The sequence below is a fragment of the Streptomyces sp. NPDC101191 genome (genome assembly GCF_044767915.1).
Taxonomy (GTDB): Bacteria; Actinomycetota; Actinomycetes; order Streptomycetales; family Streptomycetaceae; genus Streptomyces.
Genome location: NZ_JBIWOU010000003.1, coordinates 752,062 through 769,071 on the forward strand (window position 1 = coordinate 752,062; position 17,010 = coordinate 769,071).

Sequence of the window (17,010 nt, forward strand, 5' to 3'; positions counted from 1 at the left end):
TAAACCGCCCGCCCACTGGGACGCGCGTCACGCCGGAGCCACGAGCAGCGGGCGGGCCCGCTCCCGCAGCTCCATGACCCGCGGCTCGTCCCCGTACGGTTCGAGCCGGTGCAGCAGGTCCCGGACGTACTCGGTGGTCCGCGCCGAGGAGATCCGCCCGGCCACCTCCACCGCGCGCGTGCCGGCGGCGCAGGCGGCGTCCAGGTTGCCCGACTCGAGCTCGGCGACCGCCGACACCACGAGCCGCAGCCCGTGCGAGCGGACGAACTCCTCGGTGGGCCGGGACAGCGCCTGCTCGGTGAAGCGGCGCACCTGCCGGGGCAGCTTCAGGTCGCGGTAGCACTCGGCGGCGTCGGCGCAGAACCGGTCGTACGAGTAGAAGCCGAGCCAGGTCGGGTCGGGGTCCCCCTCGCGGGAGCGCTCCAGCCAGCCCTCGGCGGCCTTCAGCGCGGCGGCGGCCGCCGTCCCGTCGCCGGCCTTGGCGTGCGCGCGGGCCTCGACGAGCCGGAAGAAGGACATGGTGCGGGCGGTGGCCAGGCCCCGGTTGCGTTCGAGCGCGGCCTGGGCGAGGTCGACGCCCTCGTCGGCGAAGCCCCGGTAGGTCGCCTGGAGCGACATCGACGCCAGGACGTAGCCGCCCAGGGGCACGTCCGCGGCGGCGCGGGCGAGCCGCAGCGCCTGGATGTAGTAGCGCTGGGCCGCCTCCTGCTGGCCGGTGTCGAAGGCCATCCAGCCGGCCAGCCGGGTCAGCTCGGCGGTCGCGCCGAACAGGGCGCGCCCCACCTCGTCCGAGTACGAGCCGAGCAGCAGCGGCGCGGCGTCCACCCGTAAGCACTCGGGGACCATGGAGGAGCGCCAGTCGCCGCCGCCGTACTTGGAGTCCCAGCGGCGCGCGTCCTCGGCGGCCTCGCGCAGCTTGGCGACGTCGCTGTGCCCCACGCGCGCGTGCTCCGCGTTCTCGCCCGCGGCGGCGGCCGATGCCGTGACCGGACCGATGACCGGCGCCAGGCGCGGGACCGGGCGCTCCACCGACGGATCGGCGGGGGTGATCAGCCAGCGCGAGGCGGGCGTGGCGTAGGCGCTCACGGAGAACGAGCCGGCGAGCGACTGCCAGATCCCGCTGCCGCCGCGGCGACCGGCGAGATCCAGTCGGTAGAGCTCGGTGGCCGCGCGGACCGCCTCGCCGACGTCGCGCGGGAAGGCGAGCCCCACCTCGGGCGCCGGGTCGGCGTCGGCGAGCCCGATCTCGTGCAGCGGCACGGGCCGACCGAGCTTCTGGCCGATGGCGGCGGCGATCAGGTGCGGGGCGGCGCCCTGCGGCACCATGCCCTTCGACACCCACCGCGCCACCGACGTCTTGTCGTAACGAAGCGTCAGACCTCTTTGCGCGCCGAGGTCGTTGACGCGCCGGGCGAGCCCGGCATTGCTGATTCCCGCGAGGGCGAGAACCGTGCCGAGCTTTTCGTTCGGCCCGCGTTGCTCCCTGGACATGACGCCACCCCTCGACACGACACCCAGACGGCCGCCACGACGCCGGGCATAGGCGTGCGGCATTCGTAAGCACAGCGTAGTTCGCCGGATCCCGACCGTTAAGGGGCGGTGTTCCGTATGGCGAGATTGTTGTGGGATGGAATGAGCGGAGGGTCCGGCGCCGCCCGTCGTGCTCCCGCCGTGTGGCCGTGCGCCCGCCCGTGCGCTCTCGTCGGGTGCCGGGGGGAGCGCTTCCATGAGTCCTGCGTGGGTCGGCCCACTTGGCCGAGGACCGATGTCCCGGTCCGGTGGGCTGGGGGACACCGTCGCCCCATTCCCCGCGGGCGGCGGGCGGCTCCGGGAGGCGACCGCCTCCCGGACTGCCGGAGGCCTCCAGGAGAAACCTCCGGCCTGTCGCGGGTCGAGAATGGCCGAAAGGCGCCGGTTCGTGCGCCCGGTCCAACTGGCCCATGCCAGGGGCGCATTCGCGTTCCGACGATGCCCACCGTGATACCTCCTGTGCGCCCTCGGCATGGCAGCATGTCCTCCACTCGACCTTTGTGGAGGCGGCGATGCGGTGGCTGGTGGGCTGGAGCAGTGTCGCCGCGCGCTTCGGCGCACCGCTCACGTCCCCGCCCGGCTCGGCCGGCGCCGTCGGCGACCCCGCCGAAGGACGCACGGTGCACCCGGTCGGCGCGCAACTCCTGTGGGGCGACCCCGATCCGCTGTGGGCGGTCGGCGACTGGCGCCCCGACGAGGTGCGCCTGGTCTCCGTCGACGAGCACACCCGGCTCGCCGTGCTCGGCTGCTGCGCCGCGAGCGACGAGGAACTGCGCCGCGGCCTGCTGACCGCGCGCGGGGGCGCACTGCGGCACATGACCGCGTGGCCCGGCAGCTACACCGCCGTCGTCAGGATCGGCCGCCGCGTCACCGTCACCGGTGATCTCGCGGGCGCCCGGCCGGTGTTCCACACCCCGTGGGCGGGCGGCACCGCCTACGGGACCGCCGCCCTGCCGCTCGCCGACCTCACCGAGGCCCAGCTCGACATCGGACACCTCGCGGCGCTGCTCGCCTGCCCCGAGACCCCCGAGGCGCTGCGCGACTCCACCCCGTACGAGGGAGTGCGCCGGGTGCCGCCCGGGCACGCGCTGATCCTGCGCGAGGGCTCGCGCGAGATCACCGGCTACGAGCCGGTCGCCTCGCTCGCCGTCGCCGCGCCCCAGGCCGATCCGCGGCAGGCCGTCGAGGCGGTACGGGACGCGCTCGTGGAGTCCGTACGCGCCCGGCTCACCGCGCCCCGGCACGCCCCCGAGGTGCCGCTGCCCGACCCCGGCCCCGTGCCCGGCATGGGCCCTGCCGACCGGCGCGCGGCCCGCGGCGGCGCGCCCGCGCCCGGGATCGGCGCCGACCTGTCCGGCGGCAGCGCGTCCGGCACCCTGGCCCTGCTCGCGGCCGGGCTGCCGGGAGTCCCGGGCACGATCCTCGGCCACGGCACCGGCGCCGGGGAGCGGCTCCTCGCCGTCACCTTCAACGACCTGGCCGGCGCCGGCAGCCCGGACGAACTGGCCCGCGCCCGCGAGATCGCCGCCAACCCGCGGCTGCACCAGGTGGTGGTCGCGGCCGGCGAGGAGGCGCTGCCGTACGCGGACCTCGACGGGCCGCTCACGGACGAACCGGGCCCCTCCCTGGTGTCGGCCGAGCGGCACCGCAGGCGGCTCGCCGGCGGCAGCGCGGACCACCTCACCGGCTTCGGCGCCCGCCAGGTCCTGGACGCCCACCCGGCGCGCCTCGCGGACCTGCTGATGGACCGCCGGCGCCGGTCCCTGGTGCGCCCGGTGACCGCCCTCGCCAAGGCCTCCGGCCCCTCGGCGGGCGCGCTCCTGGTGCCCCTCCAGGTCTACCGGGCGGCGCGGCGCCTCGCCCGTACGCCGTACCGCACCGGCCTGGAGGCGGCCGCCACGCGCGTGCTGGAGGCCAACCGCGCACCCGCCGGGTCCTACGGCCCCCTGGAGGCCTCCCTGTCCGCCCTCGCCTGGTCGCGGCCGGGCCCCGCGGCGCGGTGGCTGACGGGGGAGGCGCTGGCGGAGGTATCGGTTCGTCTGAACCGGGCGGCTACCCTGCCGGCCGCCGTCCAGCGCCCGGGCGAGGCACGCGCGCGTGCCGCCCTGGCCCGCGCCGCCGCCGACCTCCGGGTCCTGGAGCAGGCCGCGGAGGTCCGCAGCCAGCGACTGCACGCCCCCTTCCTGGACAACCAGGTCGTACGGGCCTGCCGCGACCTGCCCGAGTCGCTGCGCGTCCAGCCCGACGCCCGCGCCACCGTCCTGCGCACCGTCCTCGCGGGCGCCGGCATCCACGACCTGCCGCCCGGCTGGGGCGCCCCGCACCCGGCGGTCCCCGCCACCGCCACCCGCGCGGGCCTGCGCGCCGCACTCCCGCAGCTCCTGGCCCTCTTCGACGCCCCGCTCCTCGCCGACGCCGGCCTGATCGAGGCCCGTGTCGTGCGCCGCGCCCTCCGCGCCGCCGCCGACGGCGAGCAGATCCCGCTCGACGGGCTCGCCGACCTGATCTCCACCGAGCTCTGGCTCCACCGCCTCCTCGCCCGCCGCGGCTCCTGCTGGACCGGCACGGCCGCCCCCCGGCACCGCGCGGTACCGGGCCCTCTCATCCCGTCGGCACGCTCGCTGCCGGCGTGAACGACGGCCGCCGAAACGTCACAGCACGCTCGTTCGAGTGAACGACCTCCCGTTCACATGGTCTTCCAGGCCTACGCTGGAAGCGTCGCACCGAGCGAAGGAGGTCCCGTCGTGGCGATGCCGCTGCACGCACAGGGAGACGACTTCCCCGACCACGTCGTGCCTGGTCATGAGGGGGTGTCTGTCGAGCAGACCTTCGAGCTGTTCAGTGCGGTGGCTCCCAGGGGCTGGCGCGTGGAGCTGACCGAAGGGGAGATCACGGTGGTGCCACCGGCCAACGGCGAGCACGAAGAAATCGTCTCGGAGCTCAGTGGTCAGGTCCGTGATCATGACAGGGGGCTGGGCCGCTACACCGGCATCGGCCTTCGGCTGCCTGACGGCTCCAAGGTCATTCCCGATCTTGTCGTCGCGCCGAAGGGAAGCTACTCCGATCAGCAGGAGTGGCACGCTCCCGCAGCTGTTCTCCTCGTCGCCGAAGTGACGTCCGCCTCTACTGCGGGCCGCGACCGAGTACAGAAGATCCGCGGGTACGCCCGCGCCGGCATCCCGCTCTACTTGCTGATCGACCGCGACGCCGACGTGGCAGTCCTGTGCCACGGCCCTTCGGGGGACGCCTACGACCACAAGGTCACGCACAAACTGGGGACGGCCGTTCCGCTTCCCGCTCCCTTCGGATTCGACCTCGACACCTCGGAGTTCTGAAACCGGGGCCCTCACGGTGCGGGTAAACCCCGGGGCGCCCGTCACCCCCACCGGCGACAATGGGCCGGTGCGTTACCTGATCCTCGGCACCACCGACGCCCTCGACGTCCACGGCGCGTCCCTGCCCCTCGGCGGGGCGCGGCTGCGGGCGCTGCTCGCCGCGCTCGCGTTGCGCGGAGGGCGGACGGTGTCGGTCGGGGAGCTGGTCGACGACGTGTACGGGGACGAGCCGCCGGCCGACGCCCAGGCCGCGCTGCAGGCGCTCGTGGGGCGGCTGCGGCGGGTGCTCGGGAAGGACGCCGTGGCGTCCGGGCCCGGCGGGTACCGGCTGGTGGCCGGGGCCGACGACATCGACCTGTACGTGTTCGAGCGGCACGTCCGGGACGCCCGGGCCCGGCTCGACGCCGGCGACCCCACGGCCGCCGCCGCGCTGCTGCGCACCGCGCTCGGGCTGTTCCGCGGCCCCGCCCTCGCCGATCTGCCCGAGTCCGCGGGCGTGCGCCCCGAGGCCCAGCGGCTCGCCGCGCTGCGACAGCGGGTCGAGGCCGATCTGCGACGCGGCGCCACCGCCGGGCTCGTGCCCGAGCTGACCGAGCTGACCGGCGCCCATCCGTACGACGAGACCTTCCACGCCCAGCTGATCCGCGCCCTGCGCGCCGAGGGCCGCCCGGCCGACGCCCTCGCCGCGTACGAGGACGCCCGCCGCACCCTCGCCGACGGCCTCGGGGCGGATCCCGGGCCGGAGCTCACCGCCCTGCACGCCGAGTTGCTCGCCGGCGGGGCGCCCGCCCCGAAGCGCCCCGAGCCCGTCCCCGAGGCCGGCAACATCCGCCCCCGGCTCACCTCGTTCGTCGGCCGCGAGCCGGAACTCGCCGCGCTCCGCGCCGACCTGGCGCACTCCCGGCTCGTCACCCTGACCGGCCCCGGCGGCTCGGGCAAGACCCGCCTCGCCGAGCAGGCCGCCCTCCAGGCCGCCGGCCCCGCCGCCTGGATCGCCGAGCTCGCCCCGCTCGACGAGCCCGAGGCCGTACCCGGCGCCGTCCTCTCCGCCCTCCGCCTGCGCGAGATCAACCTGATCACCCGCGACGGGGTGCCCCTCCAGGACGACCCCACGGCCCACCTCGTCGAGCACCTGTCCCGCCGGCCCCTGCTCCTCGTCCTCGACAACTGCGAGCATGTCGTCGGCGCCGCCGCCGCCCTCGCCGAGACCCTCCTCACCCACTGCCCCGACCTGCGGATCCTCGCCACCAGCCGCGAGCCCCTCGGTGTCCCCGGCGAGGCCGTCCGCCCCGTCGAACCCCTCCCGCCGGCCCCCGCCCACCGGCTCTTCGCCGAGCGGGCCCGGGCCGTCCGCCCCGCGTTCCGCCCCGAGGACGACCTCCCGGCCGTCGACGAGATCTGCCGCCGCCTCGACGGCCTCCCGCTCGCCATCGAACTCGCCGCCGCCCGGCTGCGGCTGCTCACCCCCCGCCAGATCGCCGACCGCCTCGACGACCGCTTCCATCTCCTCACCTCGGGCTCCCGCACCGTCCTGCCCCGCCAGCAGACCCTGCGGGCCGTCGTCGACTGGTCCTGGGATCTGCTCGACCCCGAGGAGCGCGACCTGCTCCGCCAGGCCTCGGTCTTCGCCGGCGGCTGGGACCTCGCCGCCGCGGAGGCCCTGGACCCGGCCGCCCCCGGCACCGCCGACACCCTCGGGGCGCTCGTCGACAAGTCCCTGGTCGTCGCCACCCCCACCGACGACGGCGAGATGCGCTACCGCCTCCTGGAGACCATCCACGAGTACGCGGTCGAGCGGGCGGTCGAGAACCCCGAGCTGCTCGCCGCCGCCGAGGCCGCCCACACCGCCCACTTCACCGCCCTCGCCGAGCGGGCCGAGCCGCTGCTCCGCACCGGCGAACAGCTCCCGTGGATCGCCCGCATCGAGCGGGACCTCGACAACATCCGGGCCGCCTTCCACCGCGCCACCCTCACCGCACCGGACGAGGCGGCCGCACTCCGGCTCGTCTTCGCCATGGGCTGGTTCTGGTGGCTGCGCAACTACCGCCCCGAGGGCCTCGCCTGGGTCGAGCGCGTCCTCCGCCTCGGCGACGACCCCGAGGACCCCGCCGACCCGCGCTACTGGCCCCGCATGCAGCTGTGCATGCTGTACCTCTTCCTCGCCCTGGAGAGCCAGACCCTGCCCGCCCTGGAGGACGCCCCGGAGACCGTCGCCCTCATCGACCGGGTGCGCGCCGCCTTCTCCTCCGAGTCCGGCCCGCAGTCCGCCCGCTTCCCGGGCCTGCTCTGGCCGTTCACCGCGTACTTCACGGAGGAGCCCCGCGACGTGCGCGCACTCCTCGACCTCGCGGTCGCCAACGCCCGCCGCTTCGGCGGGGAGTGGGAGATGGGCGTCTCGCTGATGTTCCGCACCCACATGGTCATCGACATGCCCGGCGGCATGCCCGGCGTCGACGACGACCTCGCCGAGCTGCGCGAGCTGTCGCGGCGGGTCGGTGACCGCTGGATGCGGGCCCAGGTCGCGAGCGCCGCCGGTGAGGCCCACCTGCTGCGCGGCCGGCACGAGGAGGCCCGTGAGGCGTACGAGGAGGCGCTGGGCCTCGCCCGCGAGGTCGGCGCGCACGCCGAGGCGCCGTTCCTCATCGCCCGGCTCGCCGAACTCGACTTCCGCGTCGGCGACGTGACCGCCGCCACCAAGGGGCTCGACGAGGCCTCGGAGGTGGCCGAGCGCCACCACGTCCGCGACAGCGCGACGTACGTCCGCTTCCTGCGGGCCGGTGTCGCGCTCTTCGAAGGAGACCTCGTCGCCGCCCGGGCGCAGATGGAGGCGGCCGGCGCGGTGATCGCCGAGAGCACCCCGCCGCCGCACTTCCAGGCCCTCGTGACGGGGCTCGCCGCCCGGATCGAGGCCCACGAGGGCGCGGGTCCGGAGGCCGTCGCCCACGCTGCCGAGGCCCTGCGCACGGCCCGGGAAGCCGAGTGCGCCGAGGTCTTCGCGGCCGCGCTCGCCGAGGGTCTCGCCACCACGCTCGCCCTCACCGGTGAACTCTCCCTCGCGGTCGGCGTCCTGGCCGCGGCCGACACCTGGCGAGGAGACGTTCCGCGCGCGGTGCCGGAGCTGCGCGAGGCGGAGGACGTCACCGCCCGGGCCCGTGCCGTACTCGGCCCCGCCGCCTACGCGGCCGCGTACGAGGCCGGCCGCGCCCTCACCGCCGACGACGTCCTGACCCGCGTGGCGCCGTACACCGGCTGACGGGCTCAGGAGCAGGTGATCCGCGACTCCGCCCAGTCCGCGAGCGCCGCCCGGCCGAACGGCGTGTGCTCCTCGACCACGAGCCGCAGGGTGCGGCGGCCTGAGAGGTCGACGTGCACCGGGACCGGCGCGTCGCCACGGCGCAGCACCGGGGAGCGCCACAGGCGCTCGTCGTCCCCGTACACGGCGAAGCGGACGCCGCCCGGCCCGAACGGCACGGTGATGTCGTCGATGCCGACGACCGCGTCGTAGCCGGTGCACTGCCGGTTGAGGTCGATGAACAGCGACGAGGGCGCGTGCACGCTCACCCCGTGGGCGTAGCGGGTGCCGCTCACCGTGAGGCCGGAGCGCTGCCACATCCAGCTGGACCGGGCGAGGTCCACTTCGGGCTTGGTGCCGTCGCCGAAGATCCCGTATTCGAGCCGGTCGACCGGGTAGACGGTCGGCGGCGCGGGCGGTGGGGGCGGCGGTGGGGTCGTCGACGGGGCGGGCCGGGGTGACGGCTTGGGCCTCGGCTTCGGCGCCGGGGCCGGCGACGGGGTCGGCCTGGGGCTCGGCTTCGCGCTCGGCGGCGGTGTCGGCCGCGGTGCGGGGGCCGGCGGCGCCTGCACGGGCGGGGGCGTCGGCTCCGGGGTGGGGCGGGGGGTCGGCTTCGGCGCGGGCGCCGGTGCGACGGGCGCGAGGACCGTTGGCGCGGTCGCGGGCCGGGCGACGGGCTGTGGCTCGGAGCCGGTGAGCGCCCAGACCAGACCGGCGGTCGCGGCGACGGCGGCGACGGCCGCGATGCCCGCCTTGGCGGGGATGCCCAGCCCCTCGGCGGCGGCCGCCGAGGACGCCCCGGCCGTACCGCCCGCGGTGCCCGTGCCGGTGGCGGCCGCCGCCGCACCGGCCGCGCCTGCCCCGACGACACCTCCGGCGACGACACCGGCCGCCTTGAGCGCGTACCCGGCGGCGAACCAGCCGATGACGGCGACCGGCAGCAGCGCGGGGATGCCGGCGTTCACGTGCGCCAGCTCGCCGGCGGCCAGCCGGCACCTGGCGCACTCGTCGAGGTGCTTGCGCAGCCCGCGTTCGGCCCGCATCCGCAGCCCGCCGCGTGCGAACGCCCCCAGCCGGTCGGCATAACGGGCGCAGTCGCCGCCCGCGGTGAGCGACTGGCTGACGTGGGCCTGGAGATACGCCTGCTTGAGGCCTTCGCGGGCCCTGCTGGCGAGCACGGCGGTGGCGTTCGCGGTCAGGCCGAAGAGCGGGGCGACCTCGCTCGGCGACTCCTCCTCGACGGTGGTGTGCCACAGCACGGCCTGCCAGCGCTCGGGCAGCGAACGGAACGCCTGCATGGCGAGCGACCGTTCGGCGTCGTGCATGGCGCGTACGTCCGCGCCCAGGTCCAGGCCCGCCCCGAAGCTCGCGGTCTGCTCGGGGACCTCGGAGGCGCGGGCGGCGTCCTCGACGAACAGCGCGAAGTCCTCGACGAGGTGCTCGCGCTTCTGCGTCCTCGTCCAGGTCGCGGCGACGCGGCGGACGCTGGTCAGCAGATAGGCGCGCACGGCCTGTTCGGGCCCGGCCCCGCCCCGTACCGCCTGGAGGGTGCGGGCGAAGACCTCGGCCGTCAGGTCGTCGGCGGTGTCCGCGTCCCGGCAGCAGGTGCGGGCGTAGCGGCGGACGGCCGCCGAGTGCCGGCGGAACAGCTCCTCGTAGGCACCGTCGTCGCCCTCCCGCATCCGCCGCACGAGCTCGACGTCGGACGGCGGCAGGTCGCGCGGAGGCGGCAGGACGGATGAGGAGCCGGCGTCCTGGGCGGCGGACTGCGCCGCCCAGGAACCCTCGCGCTGCTGCGGCACATTCGGTTCGGCGACGATCCCGGTGCCCGGTCCGGCGACTCCGTCCGGACTCCCCTGGCTCGGCACGTGCGGGGAGGGCGGTCCGGCGCTCCCCGCGGTGCCGGCGGCGGCCGGCGTCTCGTCCCGACTGTCACCGCTCATCGCGGAAGCCCCCGTATGCACGCTCGGACTCGAACGCCGCTCAGCCTGCCACAGCGGGCGGGCACGCCGAACCTCCGCGTCCACTAACCACTCGTCCGGGGCGACTTCCCGTATCCGGGCGTAACCGCTCATCCGTTCGTGTCACGCTCGACGGTCCACCCGGACCATCGAGAACCGCGCTCCCTCGGTGCCGGCCGCTACCGCGAACGCAGCCCTTCCAGAAGGATGTCGAGGAGCCGGGCCGACGCCGCCGCCTGCTGGGCCGCGTCCGGAAGCGCCGGCGCGGCGGTGGCTATGACGAGCAGGACGTCGGACACCGTCACGTCCGTCCGCAGCTCGCCCGCCGCCCGCGCCCGCTCCACGAGCCGGCCCACGACCTCCAGGAGCTCCGCGGCCCCCGTGTCCTCCTGCTCGACGGCCGGCACCGCGCGCGGCGCGACGACCCGCTGCTCGACCTGCTCCCCGTACCCGACGGAGCCCGCCGGAACGGACGCCCGCTGCTGCGGCACCCGCGCCTCCTCCGGCGCACCGGCCGGCAGCAGCACGTCGTCCACGCCCACCCGCAGCACCTGCGGCGGCAGCAGCCGACCGGCGCCCGAGGCAACCGAGGTGCGCAGGAAGCGGGACAGCGCCGACCACGGCTCGTCCTCCTGGCCGAGCGCGGTCCGCGCCTGCTCCGTGAGCCGCGCGGTCTCCTCCTCGGCTATCCGTCGGACCAGCACGTCCTTGCTGGGAAAGCGGCGATAGACCGTGCCGACGCCGACCCGGGCGCGGCGCGCCACGTCCTCCATCGGAGCGCCGTAACCGAGCTCGCCGAACACCTCGCGCGCGGCGCGCAGCACGTGCTCCAGATTCCGCTGCGCGTCCACACGCAGCGGCGCGGACCGCCCGTTGGGCGCCGAGTGCGCCGTACGGAGCTGCCCGTAGGAATCCTGAATCTGCATAAGCGTTCCCCCGCTCATGATGTCTCCCCCCGGAGACTCCCCGCCCTGACACGGGGGGCCGACCGGGCCGCGCTTCTGGTCCACACGCGGCGGTCCGACACCCCGATGAAGTACGAACATAGTTGAGTCGGGGTCAATTCAGAAGGGGCAGTTCCGTACGGTGCGCCCCCCGATCGGAGCAAGGACCCGGACCCTCCCGATTCCGACCCCGCGCCCCACCGGCCACTTCCGCCCTGACCTGCGCACTTCTCCACCCCATGAGACCCTTCGCCACCCCACGCCTCCGTACCCCTCCGGTCACACAATTTGCCGGGCCTGTGGACAAACACCGGACGGCGTTGCGTCATGGGACAGTGACCGAACCTGTGCGCATTCTCGTTGTCGGCGGTGGCTACGTCGGGATGTACACCGCGCTGCGCCTGCAGCGGCAGCTCAAGGCGGAGCTGAGAAGCCACGCGGCCGAGATCACGGTGGTCACCCCCGAGCCGTACATGACCTATCAGCCGTTCCTGCCCGAGGCCGCCGCCGGCTCCATCTCCCCGCGCCACGTCGTCGTCCCGCTCCGCCGCGTCCTCGACCGCTGCAAGATCGTCATCGGCGAGGTCCACGCGATCGACCACGCCAAGCGGACCGCGACCCTCTCCACCCTCGCCACCGAGGAGGAGGGCACCGGAAGCCTCCGGCTCGGCTACGACGAGCTCGTCATCGCCCCCGGCTCGGTCTCCCGCACCCTCCCGGTCCCCGGCCTCGCCGACCACGGCATCGGCTTCAAGACCGTCGAGGAGGCCATCGGACTGCGCAACCACGTCATCGAACAGATGGACATCGCCAGCTCCACGCGCGACCCCGCCATCCGCGACGCCGCCCTCACCTTCGTCTTCGTGGGCGGCGGCTACGCGGGCGTCGAGGCCCTCGCCGAACTCGAGGACATGGCCCGCTACACCTCGCGGTACTACCACAACATCAAGCCCGAGGACCTGCGCTGGACCCTCGTCGAGGCCGCCGACCGGATCCTGCCCGAGGTCGGCGAGGAGATGGGCCGCTATGCCATCCGCGAGCTGCGCGGCCGGAACATCGACGTCCGTCTCGGCACCCGCCTCGACTCCTGCGAGAACCGCGTCGCCGTCCTCAGCGACGGCACCCGGCTGCCCACCCGCACGGTCGTGTGGACCGCCGGTGTCAGGCCCGCTCCGCTCCTCGCCGCCACCGACCTGCCCCTCGACGAACGCGGCCGGCTCGTCTGCACCGCGCAGCTCGCCGTCGACGGCGTCGCCCACGCCTGGGCCGCCGGCGACGCGGCCGCCGTCCCCGACGTCACCGCCGACGAGCCGGGCCGGGAATGCGCCCCCAACGCCCAGCACGCCGTCCGCCAGACCAAGGTGCTCGCCGAGAACATCGCCGCCTCCCTGCGCGGACAGCCGCTCAAGGAATACGCGCACGCGTACGTCGGCTCCGTCGCGTCCCTCGGCCTCCACAAAGGAGTCGCCCACGTCTACGGCCGCAAGCTCAAGGGCTATCCGGCCTGGTTCATGCACCGCGCCTACCACCTCAGCCGGGTCCCCACGTTCAACCGCAAGGCCCGCGTCCTGGCCGAATGGACCTTGTCCGGCCTGTTCAAACGCGAGATCGTCTCCCTCGGCTCCCTGGAGCACCCGCGCGCGGAATTCGAACTGGCCGCCGCACCCCCACCGGCGCCGAAGGACAAGTCCCCGGGCGAGAACCCGGGCGAGTCTTCGGCCTGACATCACTGTCAGTGCACTCGTCCACACTGGACGTGTGACCATAGGTGGGCTGACACCTGCACAGAGTGACTCTGCACGGCAACGACACCACGAGGCATACAGATCCGTGAACTTCACCCGTTGGAGCGCCCGGCTCCCCGGTACGCAGCGCCGCTCGGCGTCCCGCGGGACCGAAGGCTCCGTGCCCGCGGCCCGCGGTGAGTACGGGCCCAGGTCGGAACACCTCGGCGAGGAGACCGCCGGCGGCGTGGACACCGCCGGCCTCCCCGCCCTGGAGGACTTCACCGTGCGGGAGATCGTCGGCCGCCTTCCCGGCCTGGTCGCGCTCGTGTACGGCCCGGAGCACCGCATCGCGTACGTCAACGAGGCCTACGCCGCCGCCTTCGGCCCCCGCCCCGCCGGGGCGACGGTCGCCGAGACCTGCCCCGAGGCGGAGGAGCTCGGCCTGCTGCCCCTGCTCGACCAGGTCCTGCGCAGCGGCAAGCCCCGCACCGTGAAGTCCCGCCGCACCCACGACGGCGGCTCCTACACCGTCACGTGCCTGCCCGTCGACAGCCCGCACCTCGCCGACGGCGGTGTCCTCGTCCACGCCGCCGACGTCACCGACCACGCCGAGGCCGCCGAACGGCTCCGCGCCAGCGAGCGGCGGCACCGCGAGACCGCCGTCACGCTGCAGCGCTCCCTGCTCCCGCAGGAGCTGGAGCAGCCCGACGACCTCCGGATCGCCGCCACCTACCAGCCCGGCGGCACCGACGCCGCCGTCGGCGGCGACTGGTACGACGTCATCACCCTCGGTGCCGGCCGCACCGCGCTCGTCATCGGCGACGTCATGGGCCGCGGCGTCCGCGCCGCCGCCGTCATGGGCCAGCTCCGCACCGCCGTCCGCGCCTACGCCCGGCTCGACCTGCCCCCGCACGAGGTGCTCCAGCTCCTCGACGGACTCGCCGCCGAGATCGACGCCAGCCAGATCGCCACCTGCGTCTACGCGGTCCACGACCCCAACGAGGGCAAGCTCGTCTACGCCTCCGCCGGCCACCTCCCGATCCTCGTCCGCGACGAGGACGGCAGCGTCCGGCGCGCCGAGGACCCCACCGGACCCCCACTCGGCACCGGCGGCTGGCTCCACAGCTCCGGCAGCATCGCCCTGCCGCCCGGCTCCACCGCCGTCCTCTATACCGACGGCCTGGTCGAACGCCGCCGCGAGGACATCGACGAGGGCGTCGCCGCGCTGGAGCGCGCCCTGTCCGGCGCCACCGGCACACCGCAGGTCGTCTGCGACCGCCTGCTGCGCTCCCTGGGCGTCACCGCCGAGCACGACGACGACGTGGCCGTCCTCGTCCTCCAGCACCCGGCCCGCAAGGGGTCCGACGCCGAGCTGTTCCACAACGCGGCCCTGGAGCTCCTCGGCGGCGTCGAGGCAGCGCCACGCGCGCGGGCCTTCGCCTCCGGGGTCCTCGCCAGCTGGCGCTTCCCGGTCGAGCTGTGCGACCTGGGCGTCCTCGCCACCAGCGAGCTGGTGGCGAACTCCCTCCAGCACGGCACCCCGCCCATGCGGCTGCGGCTCCGCCGCACCGACCGGCGCCTGATCATCGAGGTGACGGACGGCGACGACCATCTGCCGCGCCGCCGCAGGGCGGAGACGGAGGACGAGGCGGGTCGCGGAATCTCGATCATCGCGACGATCGCCTCGTCCTGGGGGAGCCGCCGCACACCCGGCGGCGGCAAAGCGGTGTGGTGCGAGTTCGCCCTGCCCGACTGACCCTCCCGACGGGCGAGGGGACGGTCAGGCGGCGGCGGTCTCGCGCTGCGGCTCGTGCCGCGCCACGACCTTCGACGGCCTGGCGGCCTGCGACGGCTGGTTCTGCACCGGCGTGAGCCGCTTGCCGAGCCGGATCGCGAGGAAGGTGATCCCGAGCGAGAAGAGCACGAAGGTCAGGATGTACGGCCCGTGCAGGGAGGCCCCCATGGGACCGCCCACCGCGGGGCCGACCGCGAGCGCGAGCTGCTTCACCAGGGCGAAGGCCGAGTTGTACGTGCCGACCATCGACTCCGGCGCCAGGTCGGCCACCAGCGGGGCGACCGTCGGCGACAGCATCGCCTCACCGAGCCCGAACAGGGCGTACGTGGAGACGAACGCCGCCGTCGCCATCGCCTGGCTGCCGTGGCCGAGGCCCGCGTAGCCGGCGAACAGCCACGCCACGGTCCAGATCAGCCCGACCGCGGCGATGACCCGGGTCCGCCTGCGGCGCTCGACGAACTTCAGCACCAGGAACTGGGCCGCGACGATGACCGCGGTGTTGGCGGCGAGCGCGATGCCGAGCGTCGAGGGCGCGATCCCGGCCGCCTCCGTGCCGTACGCGGCGAGACCCGACTCGAACTGCCCGTAGCAGGCGAAGAACAGCACGAAGCCGAGGACGCACAGCTGCACCATGGCCTTGTGCCTGAGCAGCGCCCTGACGCCACCGTTCCGTCCGGCCGCCGGCCGCGTGCCCTGGAGGGCGGGCGACTGCGGCATCCGCACGGTCAGCACGACCGCCGCGAGGACGAGGAACATCGCCGACTCGATGGAGAACAGCAGCAGGAAGCTGTCGGGGCGGCTCGCGTCGACCAGCTGGCCGCCGATGAGACCGCCGACACCCAGACCGAGGTTCTGCAAGAAGAACTGCATCGCGAACGAACGGGTGCGGGTGGTCGGCGTCGAGCACCAGACGATCATCGTGGCGAGCGCCGGCTGCATCACGGCCGTACCGGCACCGAGCAGCGCCGCGGAGCCGACGGCCGCGGGAACGGTGGACGCGAGGCCCATCCCGAGCGCGCCCGCCGCGGCCAGCAGCGAGGCCACGAGCAGCACGGGCACCGGCCCGCGCCGGTCGATGGCCCGCCCGCTGAAGGGGAGCACCACCAGTGCGGCCATGGCGAAGACGGCCAGGACGACACCCGCGGTGCTCGCCCCCAGATCCCGCACCTGAGCGACGTACACATAGAGGTACGGCACGGTGAAGCCGAGTCCGAACGCGCTCAGCGCGCTGCCTGCCTGGATCCGGCGCAGCGCTGCGCCCATCGCCTTGGTCACACTCACCCACTTCGGTCGCGGGTTCAGTGCTGTAGCCCTGAACCCTGAAGACTTCAATCCTAAAGTTCGATGCTTAAAGATACACATAGAAGGACTTCAATGCCAACGGGCCGCGTGGGATACTCGCCGCATGTCCGACAACCCCGAGCCGTCCGGCTCGTCGGCCCTCCAGGAGCCGACGCTCGACGAGCAGATCGCCGCTTACCAGCGCGAGTTCCGCGACCTCGACCCCCAGGTCGAGAAGGTCGTCTCCGCCCTGGGCCGGCTGAACCGCCGGATGAACGTGGCCTACGGCCGCCAGGTCGCCGACCTCGGCATCAGCAACGCCGAGTGGGAGGTCCTGAAGACCCTCGTCCTCTCCGGCGCCCCGTACCGCCTCGGCCCCGGCGAGCTCGCCAAGCGCCTCGGCCTCACCCCGGCCGCCATGACCCACCGCATCGACCGCATGGCGGGCGAGGGCCTGGTCACCCGCGACCGCGACGAGAACAACCGCGTGCGCGTGATCGTCGAGCTCACGGACGAAGGCCGCCAGAAGTGGCTGGAGGCCATGCGCATGGCGACCCACTTCGAGGAGGAGCTCCTCCAGGACCTGTCGCCCGACGAGCGGGGCGCCCTGGGCGAGATGCTGATCCGCCTGCTGCGCCGCGTGGAGCTGACCCAGCCGGACGCGGGCGGCCGGCTCACCGACCTCGACTGACCGGACGTCGGAGGCCGGGCGCGGCCGCGGCCGCAGAACCGACCACACCCCGCGACCGCCGCCCTGGGCGAGGCCTGACCGAGGCCCCGATCGACGGGCCGCCGAGGTTTGACACGCCCCTGGGGGACGCGTAGTGTTCTCCGAGTTGTCACAGAGCCGGAACGGTTCTTCGACAGACACTCCCGCCGCAGTAGCGGCAACCTAACTCCGCACGATCTCCCCACCGGGACGAATTTCGGCATGCCGAAATTCATTTCGAAAGACTCGATTACGGGTCGCCGGGGAAATCCGCTAGAGTTCAGGACGTCGGAACGGCCCAACGGCCGGGAAGACGAATCCCGCTGACTGGGAATCAGACACCGAAAGGGTCTGATAGAGTCGGAACCGCCGGAAGGGCCCGGAACGACGAAAGTCGAAAAGGGACCGGAAAGCACCGAGGAAATCGGATCGGAAA

General features: G+C 74.4%; 10 protein-coding genes. 6 read left to right on the forward strand and 4 right to left on the reverse strand.

Going from position 1 to position 17,010, the window contains the following annotated elements; all coding sequences use genetic code 11:
* Nucleotides 1–27: 27 nt before the first annotated feature.
* Nucleotides 28–1,491: an MFS transporter gene (locus ACIRQF_RS16685; RefSeq protein WP_376637928.1), complete on the reverse strand. Its 1,464-nt coding sequence runs from the start codon at nucleotides 1,489–1,491 to the stop codon at nucleotides 28–30.
* A gap of 551 nt (nucleotides 1,492–2,042) precedes the next feature.
* Between ACIRQF_RS16685 and ACIRQF_RS16690 the strand changes: the two genes are divergently transcribed.
* The 3 genes from ACIRQF_RS16690 to ACIRQF_RS16700 all read left to right on the forward strand — a co-directional run bounded on the left by ACIRQF_RS16690 (nucleotide 2,043) and on the right by ACIRQF_RS16700 (nucleotide 8,118).
* Entirely contained in the window at nucleotides 2,043–4,163 is a 2,121-nt protein-coding gene (locus ACIRQF_RS16690) for an asparagine synthase-related protein (protein ID WP_404092810.1), read from the forward strand.
* A 117-nt stretch (nucleotides 4,164–4,280) separates the two neighbouring features.
* A complete protein-coding gene (locus tag ACIRQF_RS16695) occupies nucleotides 4,281–4,865 on the forward strand; it encodes a Uma2 family endonuclease (RefSeq protein WP_376637938.1) in 585 nt (194 codons plus the stop codon).
* 67 nt (nucleotides 4,866–4,932) lie between these two features.
* Nucleotides 4,933–8,118: an ATP-binding protein gene (locus ACIRQF_RS16700; protein WP_404092812.1), complete on the forward strand. Its 3,186-nt coding sequence runs from the start codon at nucleotides 4,933–4,935 to the stop codon at nucleotides 8,116–8,118.
* A gap of 5 nt (nucleotides 8,119–8,123) precedes the next feature.
* Here the strand turns inward: ACIRQF_RS16700 and ACIRQF_RS16705 are convergent, their stop codons facing one another.
* Both ACIRQF_RS16705 and ACIRQF_RS16710 read right to left on the reverse strand, forming a co-directional pair.
* Nucleotides 8,124–10,100 (reverse strand): sigma-70 family RNA polymerase sigma factor, encoded by a 1,977-nt coding sequence (locus ACIRQF_RS16705; RefSeq protein WP_404092814.1) that lies wholly within the window; start codon nucleotides 10,098–10,100, stop codon nucleotides 8,124–8,126.
* A 197-nt stretch (nucleotides 10,101–10,297) separates the two neighbouring features.
* On the reverse strand, nucleotides 10,298–11,044 hold the full coding sequence (locus ACIRQF_RS16710) for a TetR/AcrR family transcriptional regulator (RefSeq protein WP_404092816.1): 747 nt from the start codon (nucleotides 11,042–11,044) through the stop codon (nucleotides 10,298–10,300).
* A 353-nt stretch (nucleotides 11,045–11,397) separates the two neighbouring features.
* On the opposite strand from ACIRQF_RS16710, the gene ACIRQF_RS16715 reads away from it, so the two are divergent.
* Together ACIRQF_RS16715 and ACIRQF_RS16720 are read left to right on the forward strand one after the other, a co-directional pair.
* Nucleotides 11,398–12,786 carry an NAD(P)/FAD-dependent oxidoreductase gene (locus ACIRQF_RS16715; protein WP_404092818.1) on the forward strand — a complete coding sequence of 463 codons (1,389 nt, stop codon included), beginning with the start codon at nucleotides 11,398–11,400 and terminating at the stop codon, nucleotides 12,784–12,786.
* 106 nt (nucleotides 12,787–12,892) lie between these two features.
* Nucleotides 12,893–14,545 carry a SpoIIE family protein phosphatase gene (locus ACIRQF_RS16720; RefSeq protein WP_404092820.1) on the forward strand — a complete coding sequence of 551 codons (1,653 nt, stop codon included), beginning with the start codon at nucleotides 12,893–12,895 and terminating at the stop codon, nucleotides 14,543–14,545.
* A 24-nt stretch (nucleotides 14,546–14,569) separates the two neighbouring features.
* On the opposite strand, the gene ACIRQF_RS16725 is transcribed toward ACIRQF_RS16720, so the two are convergent.
* Nucleotides 14,570–15,847 (reverse strand): MFS transporter, encoded by a 1,278-nt coding sequence (locus ACIRQF_RS16725; RefSeq protein ID WP_404092890.1) that lies wholly within the window; start codon nucleotides 15,845–15,847, stop codon nucleotides 14,570–14,572.
* Between the two features lie 142 nt (nucleotides 15,848–15,989).
* Between ACIRQF_RS16725 and ACIRQF_RS16730 the strand changes: the two genes are divergently transcribed.
* Nucleotides 15,990–16,556 (forward strand): MarR family winged helix-turn-helix transcriptional regulator, encoded by a 567-nt coding sequence (locus ACIRQF_RS16730; protein ID WP_404092822.1) that lies wholly within the window; start codon nucleotides 15,990–15,992, stop codon nucleotides 16,554–16,556.
* Nucleotides 16,557–17,010: the final 454 nt, after the last annotated feature.

Bases quoted from the DNA above. Each gene is read 5' to 3' on its own strand.
- ACIRQF_RS16685 (WP_376637928.1), bottom strand. From the start codon at position 1,491: ATGTCCAGGGAGCAACGCGGGCCGAACGAAAAGCTCGGCACGGTTCTC.
- ACIRQF_RS16705 (WP_404092814.1), bottom strand. From the start codon at position 10,100: ATGAGCGGTGACAGTCGGGACGAGACGCCGGCCGCCGCCGGCACCGCG.
- ACIRQF_RS16690 (WP_404092810.1), top strand. From the start codon at position 2,043: ATGCGGTGGCTGGTGGGCTGGAGCAGTGTCGCCGCGCGCTTCGGCGCA.
- ACIRQF_RS16725 (WP_404092890.1), bottom strand. From the start codon at position 15,847: ATGGGCGCAGCGCTGCGCCGGATCCAGGCAGGCAGCGCGCTGAGCGCG.
- ACIRQF_RS16695 (WP_376637938.1), top strand. From the start codon at position 4,281: ATGCCGCTGCACGCACAGGGAGACGACTTCCCCGACCACGTCGTGCCT.
- ACIRQF_RS16710 (WP_404092816.1), bottom strand. From the start codon at position 11,044: ATGCAGATTCAGGATTCCTACGGGCAGCTCCGTACGGCGCACTCGGCG.
- ACIRQF_RS16730 (WP_404092822.1), top strand. From the start codon at position 15,990: ATGTCCGACAACCCCGAGCCGTCCGGCTCGTCGGCCCTCCAGGAGCCG.